The following is a 13,989-nucleotide window of genomic DNA, read 5'->3' on the forward strand; positions in this document are numbered from 1 at the left end:
CCTAGGGAGAAACGTCCTCACCCGCGGCCAGCGTCTCGAGCGGAACGAACTCCGCCGTGAGGCCGAACGCGGACGGGCCGAAGGCGGCGAGCGCGTCGGGTGTGCGCATCATCTCCGGTGTGGAGATGCCGAGCACCCGCACGCGCTGCCCGTAGCGGAGGCCCTCCGTCGTGATGGGCTCCGCCGTCTCGTGATCGACCACGCAGATGAGGTCGGGCACGATCGCCACCAGCGTCCCGCTCCGGTGGGCGATGAGGTTCTCGTTCTGGAAGGAGATCTCGAAGGTGTCGCCTTCGTCGGCACCGAGGGGCGCGATGACGGCTCTCCCCTTGGCGAACCCCTCGGTCGTGCGCCGCTCGACGTCGACGACCTTGCCGACGCAGAGTTCGCGCAGGTGCGGGTAGAGCGTGCTCGCCAGGGTCTCGGCGATCGCGTCGAACGGCGAGCGATGCTCCTCACGGGCGATCCGGATGGCGCGGCCCAGCGCGAGGGCCATCGAGATCGTCCGGGGAACGGCCGTCCGGCGCACGTCGGCTCCGGTCATCGCGTACTCGGCGATGTGTCCCACACCGCCGAGTCGGATGGTGATGCCGCGGGCGAGCCACTCCATCTGGCGGTCGTCGTCTCCCGTGTCGATCACGACCTTCTCACCCCGCTCTCCCGCGAGCGCGAGGGGCGACCCGTGCACGCCGTACACGGCGAAGGTCTCCATCGACAGCTCAGGGAAGGCACGGCCCATGCCGTCGGCGTCGACCACGGGCAGCCCGGTCTCCGCCGCGACGATGAGGGGGATCATCGAGTTGATGCCGCCGCACTCGATCGGCATCGTCGCGTCCGCCTTCCGCCCGAGGTGCTCTTCGAGCGTGCGCAGGGCGAGGGTGGGCTCGGTCCCGGCGGGGATCTTCTCGATCATCACGGTCGGCGCGCCCATCTGGGCCGTCGGGATCACGAACAGGTCGTCGGCGAGCTCGTCCGGGTCGAGGATCGTGATGCTCCCCTCCCCGAGCACGCGCTCGACCAGCATCTTGCCGATGTACGGGTCGCCCCCGCCGCCGGTGCCGAGCAGCGTCGCACCGCGGGCGAGATCGGGAAGGTCTGCGGCGGTGAGCTGCCAGCTCATGCCGCGGCTCCCGTCGAGACGAATCCTGCCGAGATGCTGCCGTCGAAGCGGTGCGCCGGCATGTCGTACCCGAAGTAGCCGGGGCCGACCATCGCGAGCGCCGCCTCCGAATGCCAGCGCTCATCGGCGGGGGCCGCGATCACCCGCACGCGCTGTCCGTAACGCAGAGCCTCGGTCGTGATCGGCTCGCCGGATTCCCCGTCGAGCACCATGATCAGATCGGGAGTGGTCGCGAGCACGGTCCCGTCGGCCTCGGCCACGAGATGCTCGTTCTGGAACTGCAGCGTCAGCGTCACGTCGCCGTCGCCGTCGATGCGTGCACGTCCGCGCGCGAAGCCGGTCGTGGTGGCGCGGTGCACATCGATGACTTTGCCGTCGAACAGCTCGCGCCCGCCGAGAAGCTCGACGACCGCCGCGACCGGATCGGTCTTCTCGTCGCGTGCGGCGGCGATACGCCGCCCGATCTCGATGCAGCGGGACAGCGACCCCGAGACGAGCGACTCCCGCGCGGCAGATCCCGACATCGAGAACCCGGAGATCATGACCGAGCACCCCATCTCGACACAGGCCACGCGGGCGATGCGCTCGGTCCACGAGTTGTCGACCGTCTGCAGCACGCCGGTGTTGCCCTTCTCATCGCTGAACGCGAGCGGCGATGCCGTCACGCCGTACAGCGTCGGGAGCACCATCTGCAGTTCCGGAAATGCCCGCCCCATGCCGTCGGCGTCGAGCAGCGGAAGGCCGAGCGCGGCAGCGGCGGCGATCGGGATGGTCGAGTTGACCCCTCCGACCTCGGCGCACGCGATATGGGTGATCGGACGGCCGAGGTGCACGCTGAGCGCCCTGACCGGTTCGATGACCTCGGCGAGGCTCGGGAGCTTCTCGACCATCACGGTCGGTGCTCCCATCATCGCGACGAACAGCACGAGAGCGTCGTCGGGGACCTCGTCGAGGCCGACGACCGTGACGTCGCCGGAGGTCAGCGCCTGACGAGCGAGCAGCGCTCCGATGTAGGGGTCTCCTCCCCCGCCGGTGCCGAGGACGGCAGCACCGCGGGCGAGACCGTCGATGTGCGCGGGAGTGATCGTCCAGCTCATGTCACGCTCCCATGTCGAGGTCGCCGACGGCCTTCACGCGGATGCGCGTCGCGTTGCCGGGGAGGTACGGGATCGGCACCTCGTCGAAGTCGATGATCGACACGGTCGACGGCTTCGCGCCCGCCGCGATCGCCTTGTCGACGGCTTCGGCGCGCACCTCGGCGATGGTCTCGTCGCGACGTCCCGGTTCGATCGCATAGACCTTGTCGATCTCGCCGCCGACCTGCGCGATCGACGCGCCGATGGCGTTGGCGACCGCATAGTTCTCCGGGCGGTGCACGGTGCCGAACAGTGGCAGCTCGTCGGGAAGCAGGATGGATCCCCCGCCGACGGCGACCACCGCGATGGGCTCGGGCGAGGTGCGCATGCGGTCGACGGCTTCGGACACGCGTTCAGCGATGCGGGCGAGCACCCGCTCGACGAATGCCGGGTCGAGGTGAGCGACCTTGCTCGCATCGCCCACCTGTGCGCGACCCGCGGCGACCGCGATGTCGGTGGCGGTCAAAGTGGAACCGCCGAAGACCAGAGCCTCGGTGGTCAGCTTGTATCCGACCGAAGCCGGACCGACCTCGGCGGTCTCCTCGTCGACGATGCTCCCGCCCCCGATGCCGAGGGAGAGCACGTCGGGCATCCGGAAGTTGGTGCGGATGCCCGCGACCTTCACCTCGTTCGCGGTCTCACGCGGGAAGCCGTTGATCAGCAGACCAATGTCGGCCGTGGTGCCGCCCACGTCGATCACGGCGCAGTCGTCGAGTCCGCTCGTGGCAGCAGCCCCGCGCATCGAGTTGGTCGGGCCGGAGGCGAAGGTCGCGACCGGGTAGCGGCGCACGTACTCCTCGTCCATGAGCGTGCCGTCGTTCTGGCTGAGGAAGATCGGCGCCTCGATGCCCTGGGCGCGCACGGCGGAGGTGAGCCCGTCGACGATCTCCGATGCGAGCTCACGCAGCGCCGCATTGATGATGGTCGCGTTCTCGCGCTCCAGCAGCCCGATGCGACCGATCTCGTGGGACAGCGAGATGGCGGCGTCCGCACCCAGCACCTCCGCGACGATCTCAGCCGCCCGCACCTCGAGGTCGTGGTTGACCGGACTGAACACCGACGAGATCGCGACCGAGCGGATGCCATGCGCCTTCATGTCCTCCGCGTGCGCCCGGATCTCGTCCGGGTCGAGCGGCGAGATCGGCCGGCCGTCGAACTCATAGCCGCCGTGGGCGAGATAGCTGCGGGCCTGCGTGGCTTCGACCAGAACCTCGGGCCAGTCGATCAGCGGCGGCAGCGCCCGCGTGGCGGGCAGTCCGAGCCGGAGGGCGGCGACCGGTGCCAGGCGGCTGGCCTGCACGAGCGCGTTGATGAAGTGCGTCGTGCCGATCATGACGGCATCGACGTCGGCGCCCTCGAAGGCGTGCCCGGCCCGCAGGTCCTCGATCGCCTGGATGATGCCACCGGTGACATCGGGGGTGGTCGAGTGCTTCACGCCCGCGAGCGTGCGGGTGCCGTCCATGAGGACTGCGTCGGTGTTGGTACCGCCGACGTCGATGCCGATATGCATGATTCTCGCTTTCCTGTGAGGGGTGTCTGTCTCAGGCGGCTCAGGCCGCTGCTGCTGCTTCGACCGAGGTGGCCTGTCGTGTCGTCGCCACACCGACGCCACGGACCCAGCCGAGCTTGCCGGCCACGATGTAGAGCACCATCGAGAGGAACAGGCTCAGCAGCGACGGGATGCCCCAGGTCACGAAGTAGCCGACCAGCGCGGAGACCAACCACACGACGATCGTCGCGGGGACGATGCGCGGAGCGGTCGTCGGAAGGGTGCCGGCGTCTCGGGTGGCGTCGAGGTCGGGGCGCCAGCGGCGCACGATGTAGTACTCGGCCACCATGATCCCGGCGATGGGCGGGAACGCGACGCTCAGCACGATCAGGAATTCGGTGAACTGTCCGAGGATGCCGACCGCGGCGAGGATCGATCCCACGACACCCAGCACGATGGTCGTCGTGACACGGTGCAGGTTCTTGCCGAACGCGGTGGAGATGAAGTTCACCAGGCCCAACGTGGAGGAGTACAGGTTCCAGTCGTTGATCTTCAGGGTGCCGGTGAGCACGATGAACAGACCGATGAAACCGACCGACGAGGTGACGATCGCGACGATGTCGCCCGTGGCGGCCGCGTGGGCGAGCAGCACGCCGGCGAGACCGATCACGAACTCGCCGAGCGAGACGCCGAGGACGGTCTGCTTGATCACGTCGGCGCGCGAGCGGTTGAAGCGGGTCATGTCACCCGTGATGATCGCACCGACGATGAGACCACCGGCGACGATGCCGGTTCCGGCCCAGACGCTCATCGTGGGTCCGGGCGCCGGTCCCGTGAGCAGCTCGCCGATGTCGTGACGGCTCAGCTCGGTGATGACCGACCAACCGACCAGGATGAGGAACAGCGGAACGGTGATGTTCGCGAGCCACTGCATCCCGACGAAGCCGAAGGCCACGATCGCGGTGACGGCGAGGCCGAAGATGAGGCTCCAGGCCCAGACCGGCAGGGCACCGGGCATGAGAGCGTCGAGTGACTGCGCGGAGATGGCCGACTGGATGCCGAACCAGCCGATGAGGCTGATACCGATCGCGAGGCCGACCAGCGAGGCGCCGATCTCGCCGAAGCCGGTCCAGCGTGCGAGCAGAGCGGTGTTGAGGCCCTCGCGCTGGCCGATGAAGCCGACCACGCACATGATCACCTCGAGGATGAGCGAGCCGAAGAGGAAGGCGAGGACGGCCTCGCCGAAAGTCATGCTGTAACCGAGGGTCGCGCCGAGGAGGAACTGCGAGAGGGCCGAGACCTGGCCGAATCGCTGCACGGCGATTCCGAACCAGGGTCTGCGGGCCTCGGGAGTCACTCGGGAGAGCGCGAAGTCGTCTGCGTGCGCCGTGCGTGCCATGAGGATCCTTCGGGAGGAGGGAACGGGTTGTGCGCCACAGTAGCGACGCTTCCCACAGGGCCGACATGTGCATATCGCACGAGAATCACCCATGGATGTGCAGATCGCACACCACTCGCTCCGTCCACGGCCGCCGGTACATCACGACCGACGACGAGACCCACCCCTGCGGACATCGCCAGGGGTGGGTCTCGGCTCGAGGCGTGGTCTCGACCACCTCGCGGGTCGAGGTCGAAGGTCAGTGCAGCGCGTTGGTCTCGATGAAGGCGCGGAGCGCGTGCTCGTCGTCACCCATCTCGGTCACGTGCTGAGGCGCGTCGAGCATCTCCTGCAGCTCCGGCGCGTAGCCGAGCTCCACACCGATGGCCTCATGGATCGTCTCGGCGAACTTCTCCGGCTTGGCCGTCTCGAGCACGAGCATCGGCACACCGGGCTCGACGTACTCGCGTGCGACCTTGACGCCGTCCGCCGTGTGCGGGTCGATGACCTCACCCGTCGTCTCGTACACCGCGCGGATGGTCGCCAGTCGATCCTCGTGCGTCGAGGTGCCGCTGACGATGCCGAACTCCTCCAGGAAGCGCTCCTGCTCGGCGGAGAAGTCGAAGTGGCCCTGCGCCTCGAGGTCGTCCCAGGCGCCGACGACGCGGGCCGGGTCGCGACCGACCAGCTCGAAGATGAACCGCTCGAGGTTCGACGCCTTGGAGATGTCCATCGAAGGGCTCGAGGTCGCGAGGGTCTGGGCCGCACTGCGCGGCCGGTAGACGCCGGTGCGGAAGAACTCGTCCAGCACGTTGTTCTCGTTCGCCGCCAGCACGAGGCGCCGGATCGGCAGTCCCATCTGCTTCGCGAAGAACCCAGAGAGGATGTTGCCGAAGTTCCCGGAGGGCACCGTGAACGACAGCTCGGTCCAGCCACCGGCGTCCGTCGCCCGCAGCCACGCCCAGAAGTAGTAGACGGTCTGCGCCGTGATGCGCGCCAGATTGATGGAGTTCACGGCCCCCAAGTGCTGCGAGCGCTTGAAGTCGAGGTCTCCTGCGAGCTTCTTCACGAGGTTCTGGCAGTCGTCGAAGACACCATCGACCGCGATGTTGTGCACATTCGCATCGTCGAGTGAGAACATCTGCGCCCGCTGGAACGCGCTCATGCGTCCCTGCGGCGACAGCATGAACACCGCGACGCGCTCCTTGCCGCGCAGCGCGTGCTCTGCCGCGGATCCGGTGTCTCCCGAAGTGGCGCCGAGGATGTTGAGCACGGAGTCGTTGCGCTCGAGCGTGTACTCGAGCACCTGGCCGAGGAACTGCATGGCCATGTCCTTGAACGCGAGCGTCGGGCCTTCGGAGAGCCCGACCAGGGTGAGCTCGTCATCGATCACCCGCAGCGGCACCACGCCGTCGGGGAAGTCGGCGTAGGCCGCATCCGTCATGCGCGCCAGGTCTGCGCGGGGGATGTCGGTCGCGAACAGACCGAGCACCTCGGTCGCCAGCTGCGGGTACGTCAGCGCGCGCCAGCGCTCGAGCGTCTCGCCGTCGACGGTCGGCATGACCTCGGGCACCGCCAGTCCGCCGTCGGGCGCGAGGCCCTCCAACAGCGTCTCGCTGAACGACTGCGGCTGCATGCCGCCGCGGGTGGAGATGAACTGCACGTTGGCTCCTCGGCTCGGGACTCGGCCCGTCCATTCTCGCAGGGTGTTCCCGTCCGCGATGACGCGATGACACGAGAGGCGGCTTCCGCTCAGAAGAGAGCCGCTCAGAACAGAGCCGCTCAGAACAGAGAGGTCGGCAACGCACCCTCGTGTTCCAGCAGCCAGCGCTTGGTCTCGAGCCCGTGTCCCTCATCGCCGCCCGAGTACCCGCCGAGCCCATCGCCCGCGACGACCCGGTGGCAGGGCACGATCAGCGGGACGGGGTTCGCCCCCATGATCGACCCGATCCCCCGGGCCGGCACATCTGTGCCGCTGCGCGCGGCGAGTCCACCGTAGGTGATCGTCTCACCGTAGCCGACCGTCTCGTGCAGCACCGTGAGGACCGCCCGCGTCGCGACCGTCTGATCTCCGAGATCGACGGGGACGTCGAAGCGATGCAGGGTGCCCGCGAAGTACGCGGCGAGCTGGGCGAGCGCCTCGGCGAGCAGCGGATCGGAGGTGGGGTCCGACGGCGCCAGGCTCCCTTCGGGCGGAGTCGATCGCCACGCGACGCGGGTGATCGCCGCACCGTCGCTGACGACGCCGATGACGCCGACCGAGGTCGCGAGCGTTGCGAAGGCGGGCATGCGTCGAGGGTACCTCTCGACAGCGACAGCGACAGCGATCGTCCGCGGCACTCTGCGGACGGGTATGGCGCCAGGACGCATCGGGGGGCGAACCTGGACCTACCGAAACCGCAGAACACGGAACGCCACCTCGATGACAAGGAGCACCACATGAGCACCACCACGGCTGCGCTCGACCTGCCCGACGTCCGTCTCCACTACGAACTCCGCGGTGAAGGACCGCTCCTCGTCCTGATCGGCGCCCCCATGGACGCCGATGCCTTCGCCCCGTTCGCCGTCGAACTCGCGACCGACCACACGGTGCTCACATCCGACCCGCGCGGCGCCAAGCGGAGCATCCTCCACGACCGTTCCCGGGGTTCGAGCCCCCAGCAGCGCGCCGACGATCTCGCGGCACTCATCGCCCACGTCGATCGCGGGCCGGCGGTCGTCTTCGGATCGAGCGGCGGCGCGGTGACCAGCCTGGCGCTCGTGCAATCGCATGGAGACCTCGCGTCCACGGTCATCGCCCACGAACCCCCGCTGCTCGAGCTGCTCCCCGACCGCGTCGAGCAGCGTCGTCTCACCGACGAGCTCACCGCGGCAGCCCTCTCGGGCGACCGCGTCGGCGCCTGGCGGCTGTTCTTCGCGCAGGCGAACATCCCGATGCCGGAGGAGATGCTCGTCCAGTGGTTCGGCGGCGAGGTCGATCCGCAGCATCAGGAGGACGAGCAGTTCTGGTTCCAGCACGAGCTGCCGGCCAGCGTGCGCTGGGAGCCCGACGTCGAGACTCTGCGGGCACGGGCGGACGACCTCGTCCTGGGTATCGGCGAGGAGTCGGTCGACCAGCTCTGCGAGCGCACGACGACGGCACTCGGTGCACAGCTCGGCATCGAGCCGACCCGTTTCCCCGGCGACCACACGGGATTCGTCGATCATCCTGCGGAATTCGCGGCCCGCCTGCGCGAGGTCCTCGCGCACTGAGGACGACGTGACGGACGAGGCCGTCGAGCCCCTTCAGCGCTCGACGGCCTCAGCGCGTCATTCCCGCGAGACCTGGCGCCAGAGCGCGGCCCAGTGCTCCGGATGCAGATCACGAGGAAGACTCCGGCCGGTCACCCCGGCAGCCGCCACCACGCGTCGTGCTCGAGACATCGGGATCCGCGCCGCACCCGCGACGACGGCGGGCAGACTGCCTCCCCGCCCCGTGAACATCAACCGAACGAACTCCTCGTACGCTCGCCGATCGGAGACAGGGACGAGCGGAGAACCACGTCGGGTGATCGCGAGGAGGCCGCCGTCCACACTCGGCTGCGGTGCGAAGCCCCACGCCGGCACCCGCCCCTCGAGGGAGAACTCGAACCACGGCGCCGATTGCGCGGTCATCATGGTGCCACCGCCGACGCCTGCCCGCTTGCGCGCCACCTCCCACTGCGTGAGCAGCACCGCCTCGTTCCAGCGGCCTCGGGAGAGCAGCCGTCGCAGGATCGGCGTCGTCACGTGGAAGGGGATGTTGCCGACGACCACCTCGGCATCGAGCGGATGACGTGTGGCGTCGGCGATCTCGATACGGATGCCGGGCAGCGTCGCGCGCAGTCGGTGCACGCGGTGCTCGTCGATGTCGATCGCGGTGAGCGGCCTGCCCAGCTGTGCGAGAGCGCGGGTCAGGGCGCCGTCACCGCAGCCGAGCTCCAGGATCGAACCGGACGTCTGGCGGACGAGGCCGGAGATGCGGGTGAGGGTCGGACGATGGGTGAGGAAGTTCTGGCCGAGTTCGTGACGGCCACCATGGATCGAACGAGGCATGAGTGCGCTCCAGAAGAAGAATCGGAGCACCTCGGAGGGGGGAGGACGCGAAGAGGCGTCGCTGAGGACTGCCCGTCCCGAGGTGCGATGACATCTCGGTGGACGGCGCGCAGATGCGTGCGATGAGCGAGCGCGCCGTCAGGCGCGGCGGTCGCGGAACACGAGGTTGCGCCCCATCACGGGCGCTGCGCATATCGTTCCCATGCGCATCAGCATATCGGCCGTCAGATCCAGCCGCGCTCCTCGGCGACGAGAACAGCCTGCTGACGGGTGCCGACCGCGAGCTTTCCGAGGATGACGGAGATGTGGTTGCGCACCGTCCCCGGGGCGAGAGCGAGCGCTCGTGCGATCTGCCCCGTCGTCTCCCCACGCCGACCGGCACGCAGCACGTCGAGTTCACGGTCCGTCAGCGGTGAGCGCTCGTCGCTCAGGGCATCGGCGGCGATCTCGGGATCGACGTAGCGAGCCCCCGCCGCGACCCGGCGGATGACGGCGGCGACCTCGTCGGCCCCACGGGACTTCGGCAGGAAGCCGGAGACACCGGAGGCCAGGGCACGGCGCAGCACGCCTGGACGCGCGTGACGGGTGACGACCACGCACCGCGTCGCGATCGCCCTGTGCAGCTTCTCGGCCACCTGCACGCCGTCGAGCGCGGGCATCTCGAGGTCGAGCAGGCATACATCGGGCTGAAGTCGCAGAGCCTCGACGACCGCCTGCTCGCCGTCCTCGCACTCGGCGATGACCTCGATATCGTCTTCCAGCCGGAGGAGGGCTGCGAGCGCGGAGCGGATCATCGCCTCATCGTCGGCGATCAGCACACGGATCATCGTGTCTCCTCCGACCGCGCCGGGACCGTCACGACCACCACGAACTCGTCCGCGTCCCGACGCACGTCGAGCGTGCCGTCGACCTCTTCGACGCGCCGACGGACGCCGTCCAATCCGGACCCGTCATGCTCGTCGACCGCGCCGGGCACGACGTCGTTGGCGATCTCGTATCGCCACGTGCCCGCGACGCGCGTGAGCACGAGGCGTGCGCGTTCCCCGCCGCCATGGCGCAGCACGTTGGTCGTCGTCTCACGGATGACCGGGCCGAGGGCCGATGCCGGTGCGGAGTCGGCATCCGCACCGATGGCGGCGTCCACCTCGAGCCCGGCCGCGGTCAGCAGGTCGCGGGCGTTGGCGAGTTCATCGCCGAGAGGCACCGAGCGGAAGCGCGTCGCGAGGTCCCTGGTCCCCTGACGCGCCTCGTCGACGCTGACCCGCGCGGCGCGCAGCTGCTCCATGCCGGCATCCGGATCGCTCGGCAGGAGACGCTCGGCGAGTTCGAGCTGCAGCGCGATGACCTGGAGATGGTGACCCTGCAGGTCGTGCACGTCGGTCGCGACCCGCAGCCGCTCCTGGGTCGCGGCGAGCTTCGCCTCCGAGGTGCGGGCGCGGTCGAGGGTGACGAGCACATCCCACCACCACAACGAGCTCACGGTCATCACGGGGAAGAGTGCGGTGTAGATCACGGCCACCCACCACGCGAGCACCGCACCGAAGGCGTGAGCGGAGGAGTCGACGGCGGCCAGCACCAGCAGGAGCAGCGTTCCCGCCACGACGACGCGGATGCGGATGCCTCGCGGCCAGTTCAGGAGCACCACCGACTGGACGATCGGCATCGCCGCGAGCTGCCAGCTCCCGGCAAGCGTCCCGGCGACGGTGCCGTACGCGACGGCGATGAGCAGGGGGACGGCGATGCGCCTCCAGCGGAATCCCGGCACCGCGTCGACACGGTGGCGGTAGTCGAACAGGAGCAACGCCGTCGATGCGCACCACACCAGGCCGCCGACGGCGACCACGAGGATCAGCGGACCGTTCTGACCTTGCGCGGCGAGGATGCCCGTCCACGCGAAGACCAGCATCACCTGGAGGAACATCACGGCGGTCACGGTGTACCACCACGTCGCCGTGATACCGCGAGACAGTTGTCTCGCCCCCGGACTCGGTTCGACGGGGGCGAGGGGCTCGACGCGGCTGCTCACGCTCCCACGATAGGGCCGTGACAGTTGTCACGGATGCGTCGTGCGATCCGCCCGGGAAGCGATGACGGGCCGACACTGCCGCCGAACGGAGCACTCGGCTGGACTGGAGTCATCGCGGCGGAGACTCCGTTCGCACCGACAACCGGGAGCATCCCTTGAACCTCATCGAGACCTTCCAGAACCTGGTCGCCCAGGTCCCCGAGCTCGTGCAGCCGCTCATCGTCGCCCTCGCCGGCGCGATCCCCTTCATCGAGGGCGAAGGGGCGGTGAGCATCGGCATCATCGGCGGCATCTCTCCGGTGATCGCCGCGATCGCCGCGATCGTGGGCAACTTCCTCTGCGTCCTGGTGGTGGTGCTCGTCAGCTCCGGAGCCCGACAGGCCGTCGTGAACCGTTCGCGCGCCAAGACCGCGGCGCTCGCCGGTGCCGGCGGCGGCACGATCGACGAGCCGGCCGCGGATGCGGCCGAGACGGGCCGCGGCACCGCGCGTCGCGAGAAGTTCCAGCGTGCGTTCGAGCGCTACGGCGTTCCCGGGGTCAGCCTGCTCGGACCGCTCCTGCTGCCGACGCAGTTCACCGCGACCATGCTCGCGGCTTCCGGCATCGGCAGGGCGCGCATCCTCTTCTGGCAGGCTCTGGCCATCATCGGCTGGACCACCGTCGTGGCCGTCATCGTCGGAAGCGCGGTGTACGCGATCCGCTGAGACCCTCACAGAAGATCCTGAATTCAGGTGTTCTTGAATTCAGGATTTTCTGTACAGTAGTGGCGTGACCACTGCTCTGGCCTCCCTCACCCACACGGCCGCCGTCGCCCGCCTCGGGCATGCGCTGTCGGACTCCACCCGCGCCGGCGTCCTGCTGGCGCTGCGCGAAGCACCGCGCTACCCCGCCGACCTCGCGGACGTCCTCGGCGTCTCGCGGCAGGCGATGTCGAACCACCTCGCCTGTCTCCGCGGATGCGGGCTCGTCGAGAGCGTTCCGGAGGGACGCCGCAGCAGCTACCGACTCGCGGATCGCCACCTCGCTCCGGCCCTCGACATGCTCATGCGGGTCACCCTCATCGTCGAGCCGGACTGCTGCTCGGGCGAAGGCTGCACCTGCTGATGACCGCCACGGCAACCGCGGCGCGCCGCGACACCCTCCACCGCCGCATCCGCCTGATCGTCGGCATCACGATCGGCTACAACCTGATCGAGGCGGTCATCGCGATCGCCGCCGGCTCCGTCGCCTCATCCGCCGCGCTCATCGGCTTCGGGCTGGACTCGACGATCGAGGTGCTGTCCGCGGCCGCCGTCGCCTGGCAGTTCACCCGCCGCGATCCGGAGCGCTGGGAGAAGCCGACCCTGCGGGTGATCGCCGTCGCCTTCTTCGCGCTCGCGCTCTACGTGACAGCCACCTCCGTGGCCGCGCTCGTCACGACCGAGCGGCCCGAGCACAGCACGATCGGTATCGTCCTGACCGCGGTCAGCGTCGCCGTCATGCCCTTCCTGTCCCTCGCGGAACGACGTGCGGGCAAGGAACTCGGATCGGCCACCGCCGTCGCGGACTCGAAGCAGACGCTCATCTGCACCTATCTCTCCGCCGCCGTGCTGATCGGGCTGATCGCCAACTCGCTGCTCGGATGGTGGTGGGCGGATGCCGTCGCCGGTCTCGTGATCGCCGCCTTCGCGGTGCGCGAGGGCATCGAGGCGTGGAAGGGCGATGCCTGCGCGACCTCGGTGGGGATGCTCCTCGACGACGAGGACGCGCACGACCACGACCACCACCACCACCACCACCACGACGACTGACCACTGACGCGCACAACGCCTAGGTTGGGGAGATGGATGCCGCTCCCCTCCCGCCCGCAGACCTGCGCGGACGCACAGTGCTGGTCACCGGCGCGAACGCCGGCATCGGATACTGGTGCGCCGAACAGCTCGCCGCCCGGGGCGCACGCGTGCTGTTGGGCTGCCGCTCCCCCGAACGTGCGCAGACCGCGGTCGCCGCGATCCGAAGCCGGGTTCCGGCTGCCGACCTGCGCGTGCGGGGGCTCGACCTCGGCTCCCTCGACAGCATCGCCCTGGCCGCAACGGGGGTGGGCGAGCGACTCGATGCGGTCATCTGCAACGCGGGGGTGAAGGCGGCCGACCGCTCGGCGCGCACGAGCGACGGCCTCGACCTCATGGTGGGCACGAACTTCCTCGGTCATTTCGCACTCGTGGCCCAGCTCGAGCCCCTCCTCGCCCCGGATGCCCGCGTGGTCGCCGTCGGATCGATCGCGCACCGATTCGCACACCTCGATGCCGCCGCCCTCGATGCCGCCAGCCTCGACGCACCGTGGAGCGGCTCCTCGCTTCGACAGTACGGAAGGTCGAAGGCATCGTTGATGGCCTTCGCCTTCGAGCTCGCGCGACGCTGGTCGGGTTCCTCTCGCGCGGCGGTCTGCGCACACCCGGGCTATGCGGTCGATCCCCTCACTCCCCCACGACTGGGCCTCGCCGAGGTCTCCGGCTTCGTCCGTGCCGTGGCCTCCCCGACCCGAGCACTCGTGCAGGGCAAGGACGGCGGGGCCCTCCCGATCGTGCATGCCGCGACCGCCTCGGAGGTCGTCGACGGCGACTACTGGGGTCCGGGCGGACTGCTCGAGTTCCGCGGAACGCCGACACGGGTGACCGCATCGGACGACGTGCGCTCCGCCGCGGTCGGGGCGCAGCTGTGGACCGCGGCAGAGCGCCTCACCGGGGTGCGTTTCCCGACATGATCCGGGCCGCTATGTCCGACCCC

The 13,989-nt window shown here is 69.3% G+C and carries 14 protein-coding genes; 5 read left to right on the top strand and 9 right to left on the bottom strand.

Features of this window, described 5'->3' with window-relative positions:
• Nucleotide 1: 1 nt before the first annotated feature.
• The 6 genes from ACLFA2_RS04715 to ACLFA2_RS04740 form a co-directional block, all read right to left on the bottom strand.
• Nucleotides 2–1,120, bottom strand: a complete 1,119-nt coding sequence (locus ACLFA2_RS04715; RefSeq protein WP_029259728.1) for a DUF917 domain-containing protein — start codon at nt 1,118–1,120, stop codon at nt 2–4.
• Nucleotides 1,117–2,217, bottom strand: a complete 1,101-nt coding sequence (locus ACLFA2_RS04720; RefSeq protein ID WP_426622115.1) for a DUF917 domain-containing protein — start codon at nt 2,215–2,217, stop codon at nt 1,117–1,119. Before ACLFA2_RS04720 ends, ACLFA2_RS04715 begins: the two co-directional genes overlap by 4 nt.
• 1 nt (nt 2,218) lies before the next feature.
• Nucleotides 2,219–3,766: a hydantoinase/oxoprolinase N-terminal domain-containing protein gene (locus ACLFA2_RS04725; RefSeq protein WP_029259726.1), complete on the bottom strand. Its 1,548-nt coding sequence runs from the start codon at nt 3,764–3,766 to the stop codon at nt 2,219–2,221.
• Nucleotides 3,767–3,806: 40 nt separating this feature from the next.
• Nucleotides 3,807–5,144, bottom strand: a complete 1,338-nt coding sequence (locus ACLFA2_RS04730; protein ID WP_021198104.1) for a purine-cytosine permease family protein — start codon at nt 5,142–5,144, stop codon at nt 3,807–3,809.
• A 238-nt stretch (nt 5,145–5,382) separates the two neighbouring features.
• The gene (gene thrC / locus ACLFA2_RS04735) at nt 5,383–6,786 is read right to left on the bottom strand and encodes a threonine synthase (protein WP_021198105.1); all 1,404 of its coding nucleotides are present in this window, start codon (nt 6,784–6,786) and stop codon (nt 5,383–5,385) included.
• Nucleotides 6,787–6,905: 119 nt separating this feature from the next.
• Nucleotides 6,906–7,412 carry a methylated-DNA--[protein]-cysteine S-methyltransferase gene (locus ACLFA2_RS04740; protein ID WP_426622116.1) on the bottom strand — a complete coding sequence of 169 codons (507 nt, stop codon included), beginning with the start codon at nt 7,410–7,412 and terminating at the stop codon, nt 6,906–6,908.
• Nucleotides 7,413–7,562: 150 nt separating this feature from the next.
• Here ACLFA2_RS04740 and ACLFA2_RS04745 point away from each other — a divergent pair, with 150 nt between their 5' ends.
• Nucleotides 7,563–8,375 (top strand): alpha/beta fold hydrolase, encoded by an 813-nt coding sequence (locus ACLFA2_RS04745; RefSeq protein ID WP_021198107.1) that lies wholly within the window; start codon nt 7,563–7,565, stop codon nt 8,373–8,375.
• Between the two features lie 57 nt (nt 8,376–8,432).
• Here ACLFA2_RS04745 and erm read toward each other — a convergent pair whose 3' ends face one another.
• From erm to ACLFA2_RS04760, 3 genes are all read right to left on the bottom strand, one after another.
• Nucleotides 8,433–9,197 (bottom strand): 23S ribosomal RNA methyltransferase Erm, encoded by a 765-nt coding sequence (gene erm / locus ACLFA2_RS04750; protein ID WP_426622117.1) that lies wholly within the window; start codon nt 9,195–9,197, stop codon nt 8,433–8,435.
• Nucleotides 9,198–9,421: 224 nt separating this feature from the next.
• Nucleotides 9,422–10,024, bottom strand: coding sequence for a response regulator (locus ACLFA2_RS04755; RefSeq protein ID WP_426622118.1), 603 nt, complete (start codon nt 10,022–10,024; stop codon nt 9,422–9,424).
• Nucleotides 10,021–11,223, bottom strand: coding sequence for a sensor histidine kinase (locus ACLFA2_RS04760; protein ID WP_021198110.1), 1,203 nt, complete (start codon nt 11,221–11,223; stop codon nt 10,021–10,023). Before ACLFA2_RS04760 ends, ACLFA2_RS04755 begins: the two co-directional genes overlap by 4 nt.
• A 155-nt stretch (nt 11,224–11,378) precedes the next feature.
• Between ACLFA2_RS04760 and ACLFA2_RS04765 the strand changes: the two genes are divergently transcribed.
• The 4 genes from ACLFA2_RS04765 to ACLFA2_RS04780 all read left to right on the top strand — a co-directional run bounded on the left by ACLFA2_RS04765 (nt 11,379) and on the right by ACLFA2_RS04780 (nt 13,966).
• Nucleotides 11,379–11,927: a hypothetical protein gene (locus ACLFA2_RS04765; protein ID WP_021198111.1), complete on the top strand. Its 549-nt coding sequence runs from the start codon at nt 11,379–11,381 to the stop codon at nt 11,925–11,927.
• A gap of 64 nt (nt 11,928–11,991) precedes the next feature.
• On the top strand, nt 11,992–12,327 hold the full coding sequence (locus ACLFA2_RS04770; RefSeq protein WP_021198112.1) for an ArsR/SmtB family transcription factor: 336 nt from the start codon (nt 11,992–11,994) through the stop codon (nt 12,325–12,327).
• Entirely contained in the window at nt 12,327–13,013 is a 687-nt protein-coding gene (locus tag ACLFA2_RS04775; protein WP_136053552.1) for a cation transporter, read from the top strand. Before ACLFA2_RS04770 ends, ACLFA2_RS04775 begins: the two co-directional genes overlap by 1 nt.
• A 32-nt stretch (nt 13,014–13,045) precedes the next feature.
• A complete protein-coding gene (locus tag ACLFA2_RS04780; RefSeq protein WP_021198114.1) occupies nt 13,046–13,966 on the top strand; it encodes an SDR family NAD(P)-dependent oxidoreductase in 921 nt (306 codons plus the stop codon).
• The last annotated feature ends 23 nt before the right edge of the window (nt 13,967–13,989 follow it).

This window comes from Microbacterium sp. As-52 (assembly GCF_049949185.1).
GTDB lineage: Bacteria > Actinomycetota > Actinomycetes > Actinomycetales > Microbacteriaceae > Microbacterium > Microbacterium maritypicum_A.

Coding starts and splice junctions, on each gene's coding strand:
- ACLFA2_RS04715 (WP_029259728.1), bottom strand. CDS start 1,120: ATGAGCTGGCAGCTCACCGCCGCAGACCTTCCCGATCTCGCCCGCGGT.
- ACLFA2_RS04720 (WP_426622115.1), bottom strand. CDS start 2,217: ATGAGCTGGACGATCACTCCCGCGCACATCGACGGTCTCGCCCGCGGT.
- ACLFA2_RS04725 (WP_029259726.1), bottom strand. CDS start 3,766: ATGCATATCGGCATCGACGTCGGCGGTACCAACACCGACGCAGTCCTC.
- ACLFA2_RS04730 (WP_021198104.1), bottom strand. CDS start 5,144: ATGGCACGCACGGCGCACGCAGACGACTTCGCGCTCTCCCGAGTGACT.
- ACLFA2_RS04740 (WP_426622116.1), bottom strand. CDS start 7,412: ATGCCCGCCTTCGCAACGCTCGCGACCTCGGTCGGCGTCATCGGCGTC.
- ACLFA2_RS04745 (WP_021198107.1), top strand. CDS start 7,563: ATGAGCACCACCACGGCTGCGCTCGACCTGCCCGACGTCCGTCTCCAC.
- erm (WP_426622117.1), bottom strand. CDS start 9,197: ATGCCTCGTTCGATCCATGGTGGCCGTCACGAACTCGGCCAGAACTTC.
- ACLFA2_RS04755 (WP_426622118.1), bottom strand. CDS start 10,024: ATGATCCGTGTGCTGATCGCCGACGATGAGGCGATGATCCGCTCCGCG.
- ACLFA2_RS04775 (WP_136053552.1), top strand. CDS start 12,327: ATGACCGCCACGGCAACCGCGGCGCGCCGCGACACCCTCCACCGCCGC.
- ACLFA2_RS04780 (WP_021198114.1), top strand. CDS start 13,046: ATGGATGCCGCTCCCCTCCCGCCCGCAGACCTGCGCGGACGCACAGTG.